The organism is Aeromonas sp. ZOR0001, assembly GCF_000801015.1.
In the GTDB taxonomy this organism is placed as follows: Bacteria; Pseudomonadota; Gammaproteobacteria; order Enterobacterales; family Aeromonadaceae; genus Aeromonas; species Aeromonas veronii.
The window spans coordinates 741-6,299 of record NZ_JRJY01000034.1 but is presented as its reverse complement, the minus strand read 5'-3'; the positions used below and the strand labels follow the sequence as shown (position 1 = coordinate 6,299).

8 protein-coding genes are annotated in these 5,559 nt (G+C 55.7%); all 8 read left to right on the top strand.

Annotated features, from left to right (window positions below; genetic code table 11):
• Positions 1 to 20 precede the first annotated feature (20 nt).
• Entirely contained in the window at positions 21 to 266 is a 246-nt protein-coding gene (locus L972_RS20585) for a cyd operon YbgE family protein (protein ID WP_005335740.1), read from the top strand.
• 105 nt (positions 267 to 371) lie between these two features.
• On the top strand, positions 372 to 779 hold the full coding sequence (ybgC, locus tag L972_RS04310; RefSeq protein WP_005335737.1) for a tol-pal system-associated acyl-CoA thioesterase: 408 nt from the start codon (positions 372 to 374) through the stop codon (positions 777 to 779).
• Positions 769 to 1,458, top strand: coding sequence for a protein TolQ (gene tolQ / locus L972_RS04305; protein WP_005335735.1), 690 nt, complete (start codon positions 769 to 771; stop codon positions 1,456 to 1,458). The genes ybgC and tolQ overlap by 11 nt, the downstream gene beginning before the upstream one ends.
• Positions 1,458 to 1,904 carry a protein TolR gene (gene tolR / locus L972_RS04300; RefSeq protein ID WP_005335733.1) on the top strand — a complete coding sequence of 149 codons (447 nt, stop codon included), beginning with the start codon at positions 1,458 to 1,460 and terminating at the stop codon, positions 1,902 to 1,904. Before tolQ ends, tolR begins: the two co-directional genes overlap by 1 nt.
• Before the next feature lie 5 nt (positions 1,905 to 1,909).
• Positions 1,910 to 3,043: a cell envelope integrity protein TolA gene (tolA, locus tag L972_RS04295; RefSeq protein WP_013723471.1), complete on the top strand. Its 1,134-nt coding sequence runs from the start codon at positions 1,910 to 1,912 to the stop codon at positions 3,041 to 3,043.
• Positions 3,044 to 3,138: 95 nt separating this feature from the next.
• Complete coding sequence (gene tolB, locus L972_RS04290; RefSeq protein ID WP_005335728.1) at positions 3,139 to 4,464, top strand: Tol-Pal system beta propeller repeat protein TolB; 1,326 nt, start codon at positions 3,139 to 3,141, stop codon at positions 4,462 to 4,464.
• A 49-nt stretch (positions 4,465 to 4,513) separates the two neighbouring features.
• On the top strand, positions 4,514 to 5,038 hold the full coding sequence (gene pal / locus L972_RS04285; protein WP_005304908.1) for a peptidoglycan-associated lipoprotein Pal: 525 nt from the start codon (positions 4,514 to 4,516) through the stop codon (positions 5,036 to 5,038).
• A gap of 158 nt (positions 5,039 to 5,196) precedes the next feature.
• On the top strand, positions 5,197 to 5,559 hold a 363-nt coding region (locus L972_RS21750), incomplete at its 3' end, for a YbgF trimerization domain-containing protein (RefSeq protein ID WP_047436029.1).

Genomic DNA, 5,559 nt, shown 5'->3' with positions numbered 1-5,559 from the left:
GGCAGCCGTGGCAGGGGTTGATGTTACTCGCGGCGGCCTTGTTGGCCGTCGCTATTTTACAGGCCCCCAATCTGATCGCGGCCAACACCAGCGAGCATGGTCTCTGGCTTGCTCCCTGGCTGATGTGGGCCGTCTGTTGTGGCGTACTTAACGGGCTTGGCTTTCATCTGAAAAGCCTGCCCGGACGTGTGCTGTTCAACCCCTGGCTCGCCTGGCCCAGTTTGTTGTATGGCCTCTGGCTGACACATTCATATTTCCTTTCATAAAAAACGGGGGGAGGCAGGATTTCCCTGTCTCCCCCTGCTTCTTTCCTATTCAGCCCTGCGCTATGATAGCCCCCCATCTGACTGTCGAATGGATCACAGATTGTTATGGGGGAAGTCTTTGAGTTTCCGGTGCGTGTCTACTACGAAGACACCGACGCCGGGGGCATCGTCTACAACGCCAATTATCTCAAGTTTATGGAACGTGCTCGCACCGAGTTTCTTCGTGCCAAAGGGGTCGAACAGGACGTCTGGCTGCAGGAGGGATATGCCTTCGTGGTGAGCCGAACTGAGATCGATTTCCGCTCGGCGGCCCGTTTTAATGAACTATTGAATGTATTAACGCAAGTGATTGAAGTGAAACGCGCATCCCTGCGCTTTTCGCAGCAGATCCTGGCGGCTGATGGACGACTGATCACCCAGGCCATGGTACAGATAGCCTGTGTCAGTCATCCGCAAATGAAACCTGTAGCTATACCTGAAAAAATCAAGGGAGTGCTGTTAAGTGCACGCTGAAATTTCGTTTATTGGCCTGTTTTGGCAAGCCAGCCTGTTGGTAAAACTGGTCATGATGACCCTGATGAGCATGTCTATTGTCTCGTGGGCGCTGATTATCCAGCGTTCAAAGGCGATCAAGGCGGCCAATCTCGCATCGGAACAGTTTGAAGATCGCTTCTGGTCAGGGGTCGATCTCAATCGCCTCTATCAGGAGTCCTCTTCCCGCCGCGATGATATCGAAGGCATGGAAGATATCTTCTACTCCGGCTTCAAGGAGTATGCCCGCTTGCTCAAGGCCGGTGCCCGTGGTCAGGATGCGGTGATGGATGGTACCTACCGCGCCATGCGTGTTTCCCTCTCCCGCGCGGTAGATGATCTGGAATCCAACTTGCCGGTGCTGGCGACCATCGGCTCCATCAGCCCCTATATCGGTCTGTTTGGTACCGTATGGGGGATCATGAACGCCTTTATCGCCCTGGGTCAGGTGCAGCAGGCCACCCTGCAAATGGTGGCGCCGGGTATCGCGGAAGCGCTGATCGCTACCGCCATGGGTCTGTTTGCCGCTATCCCGGCGGTTATCTTCTACAACCGCTTCTCCAACAAGGTCGAGCGGCTGGAGAACGCCTACGCCAACTTCATGGACGAGTTCACCACCATTCTGAACCGTCAAATTGCACAGCAGCAGGGTGATCAGTAATGCAAACCTATCAGCGGATCCGGCGCAAGAAGGTGGCCGAGATCAACGTGGTTCCCTATATCGACGTCATGCTGGTGCTGCTTATCATCTTTATGGCGGTCACGCCGGTGATCACGCAAGGGGTCAAGGTGGATCTGCCACAGGCTGAGTCCGAGCAGTTGCCGGAAGATGCCAAGCCACCCTTCATCGTCAGCGTCAATACCGAAGGCGAGTATGTCATCAAGGCTGGCGAAGCCGATGACGAGCCGGTGCCAAGTGGCACGCCAGAGGCGATGCAGCAATACATCACCGAAAAAGCCATGGGCTATCTGGCGATCAACCAGAATGCCCCCGTGGTGGTCGCGGGTGACAAGGCCGTGCGCTACGAAGAGGTGATCCTGTTGATGGTGGCCCTCAAGAATGCGGGTGTGCCTCAGGTTGGCCTGATGACAGATCCGGTGAACTAACGGAGATGGATGTGAAGCGTGGTATTTCCGGTTATCTCATCGCGTCGTTTCTGCTGCACCTGATCATCGGCATCATCCTGTTTGTCGGGCTCGATTTCAGCAAACCGAAACGACCCGAATCGAAAGGGCAGATCGTCAATGCTGTCATGCTCGATGAGAACTTCCTCAACGAGCAGGCCAAGCAGATCCAGCAGCAGAAATCTCAGCCCAAGCCTCAAAAGGTAGAGAAAGAGAAGGATAAGGAAGACACGGATCTCGCCAAGCGCGAGCTGGCTCAGAAACAGGAGCAGCTTCGCATCGCCGAGACCAAGCGCAAGCAGGCCGAAGAGGCGACTCGCAAGGCCGAGGCCGAAAAGCAGAAGAAGGTGGCCGAGCAGAAGCAGGCGGAAGAGAAGGCCCAAAAAGCCGAGGAAGCCCGCAAGCTGGAAGAACAGAAGGCCAAGAAGGCCGAAGCCGAGCGTAAAGCGGCGGAAGCCGAAAGCAAGGCGTTGGCGCTGAAGAAGAAAAAGGAACAAGAGAAGAAAGAGGCCGAAGAGAAGGCCAAGGCGGCAGAAGCCAAGGCCAAGAAAGCGGAAGCTGACAAGAAGGCCAAAGCCGAAGCCGAGAAGAAAGCCAAGGCAGAAGCAGAGAAAAAAGCCAAAGCCGAGGCCGAGAAGAAGGCCAAGGAAGAGGCTGAGAAAAAGGCAAAAGCTGACGCAGAGAAGAAAGCCAAGGCAGAGGCCGAAAAGCAGGCCAAGATCGCGGCTGAGCGCAAGCGTAAAGCCGCCGAGCAGGCCAAGCTGCAAAAAGAGATGGAAGAGATGATGCAGCAGCAGCTGTCGGCTGAGGCCAATGCCCGCAGTCAGGCTGCATCGGCAGCAGCCCAGGGCGAAGTCGACAAATATGCGGCGCTCATCAAGGCCACTGTTGAGCGGTATATGATTTTGGATCCCACCATGCGGGGCAAAACATGTACTATCGGCGTACGTCTTGCGAGCAGTGGCTTTGTCATATCGGTAGATAACGGCCAGGGTGACCCGGCGGTCTGTCGTTCCGGTAAGGCGGCTGTTCTGAAAGCCAATCAACTGCCTGTGCCCAAGGATCCTGCGGCATTCGAGATGTTGAAGGAATTTAACCTGAAGTTAGAACCGAGTATCTAAGCGTGATAAAACGAGGTTGCTTGCCTCCGGTTGGCAACCTCTCGCCGAGAAAGGAATTTAACCTCTCATCTATATTGGAACCGAGTATTTAAGCCATGATCAGAAAAGTATTTTTTGCTTTGGTTGGCTGTTTGTTGCTGGGCCAGAGTGCCCAGGCGGCCCTGGACATCGTCATCACCGGCGGTATTGATAGCGCACGCCCCATCGCTGTCGCCCCCTTCAAGTGGGAAGGTAACGGGCAGTTGCCGCAGGACATCGCGGAAGTGGTCTCCAACGACCTGATGCGCAGCGGCAAGTTCAAGCCGCTGGCCCGTGGCCAGATGCCGCAGACCCCGAGCAGCAGCAGCGAGATCAACTTCGCTCCCTGGGCCTCCCAAGGGGTTGAAGCCGTGGTGGTGGGTTCCATTTCGGCAGTCGGTGACGGCACCTACAAGGTGAACTTCGAGCTGGTCGATGTGCTGAAAGGCCAGCTGGCCAAGGCACAAGGTGGCGAGAGCAACGGTTACATTCTGGATAGCCGTATGGCGACCATCCCGGGTGCCCAGATGCGCCAGTTTGCCCACCGTATCTCCGACATCGTCTACGAGCGTTTGACTGGCGAGCGCGGTGCCTTCCTGACCCGTCTGGCTTACGTCTCCGTACAGCAGGGTACCCAGTTCCCGTACCAGCTGCGCATTTCTGACTACGACGGTTACAACGAGAAGACCCTGCTGCGCTCCCGCGAGCCCTTGATGTCTCCGGCCTGGTCGCCGGATGGCAGCAAGCTGGCTTATGTGAGCTTCGAGAACCAGAAGTCCGAAATCTACGTGCAGGATATCTACACCCAGCAGCGCAGCCTGATCACCAGTTTCCGCGGTATCAACGGGGCGCCGGAGTGGTCTCCGGATGGTCGTCGTCTGGCTATCGTTCTCTCCAAAGATGGTTCACCGAACCTCTATGTGGTTGATGTCGCTAGCAAGCAGCTGACCCGCGTCACAACCAGCCGTGTGATCGACACAGAACCCTCCTGGATGCCGGATGGGCAAAATTTGTTGTTCACCTCTGAACGTGGTGGCAAACCCCAGATTTATAGCGTAAATTTGGCGACTGGTATGACTCGCCGGATGACTTGGGAAGGTGAATCCAACCAGGGTGCATCCATCACTCCTGATGGCAAAATCATGGTGATGGTGACCCGTGTTCAGGGACAGTATCGTATTGCCCGTCAGGACATGGAAAACAATGCCCTGTTGGTCCTTACCCAGAGTGCTCTGGATGAGTCGCCAAGTGTGGCTCCCAATGGCAGCATGATCATTTATGCCACCATCTATCAGGGTCGTAAGAGTCTCGCGTTGGTGTCGACTGATGGTCGCTTCAAGGCTGTGCTTCCGACCAGTAGCGGTGAAATTCGTGCACCAGCTTGGTCGCCCTTCTTGAATTGATAAAAATCCAATTGTTTTTTGTTTTGTTATAAAGGTTTAAGGAAATAGCATGCAACTCAATAAACTGCTCAAGGGTTTGGCCATCGCACTGCCACTGTTCACCCTGGCCGCTTGTAGTTCTTCTTCTGATTCCGACGCCGCTGGCGCTGAATCAGGTATGACCGACGGCATGGGCGGTGTACAAACCGGCGGCGCCAACGGCATGTTGTCCCCGGAAGAGCAGATGCGTCAGAAGTTCGAAGCACTGCAGCGTGACAACGTGATCTACTTCCCGTTCGACGGTTACGATATCCAGGGTCAGTACGCTGATCTGCTGGATGCCCACGCCAGCTACCTGCGCGAGCGCCCGAGCGTGAAAGTCCTGATCGAAGGTCACGCCGATGAGCGCGGTACTCCCGAGTACAACATCGCTCTGGGCGAGCGTCGTGCCAAGGCTGTTGCCAAGTATCTGCAAACCCTGGGTGTGCAGGCCGAGCAGCTCTCCATCGTCAGCTATGGCGAAGAGAAGCCGCTGGACATGTCTCACACCGAGGATGCCTTTGCCAAAAACCGCCGCGCGGTTCTGGTTTACTAAGGTTTAAACCGAACGAAGTTCGTTTATATGCAAGCGGCCATTTCGATGGCCGTTTTATTTGCACTAAACGCCAAGGTTTGATCCGAATGAAATCTGCATATGCGAGCGACGATGGCGCTGGCCGTTTTATCTGTACTAAACGCTAAGGTTTGATCCGAATGAAATCTGTGTACAAGCAAGCTGTCGTTGCGCTGGCCGTATTGGTTGCTCTGAATGCGCAAGCTGCGGCACCGGTCAGCGATCTGGGCGGTGACTCGGGTGGTGGCGTTGTCCTTAGTGGCAACAACGGCGCCATCGTGCCCACCGGTAGCCTGGAAGATCGGGTTGCCCTGCTGGAGCGCACCCTCAATGCCCGTCTGCGACTGCAAGCTGAATTGCAGCAACAGGTCGACTCCCTGCAAGGGGAGGTTTCCGAGCTGCGTGGTCAGCTGGAGCAGCAGACCTACCAGATGGAACAGTCGCAAGAGCGCCAGCGTCAGCTCTACCAGGAGCTCGACAAGGTTGCCAGCAGCCAGCAGGCT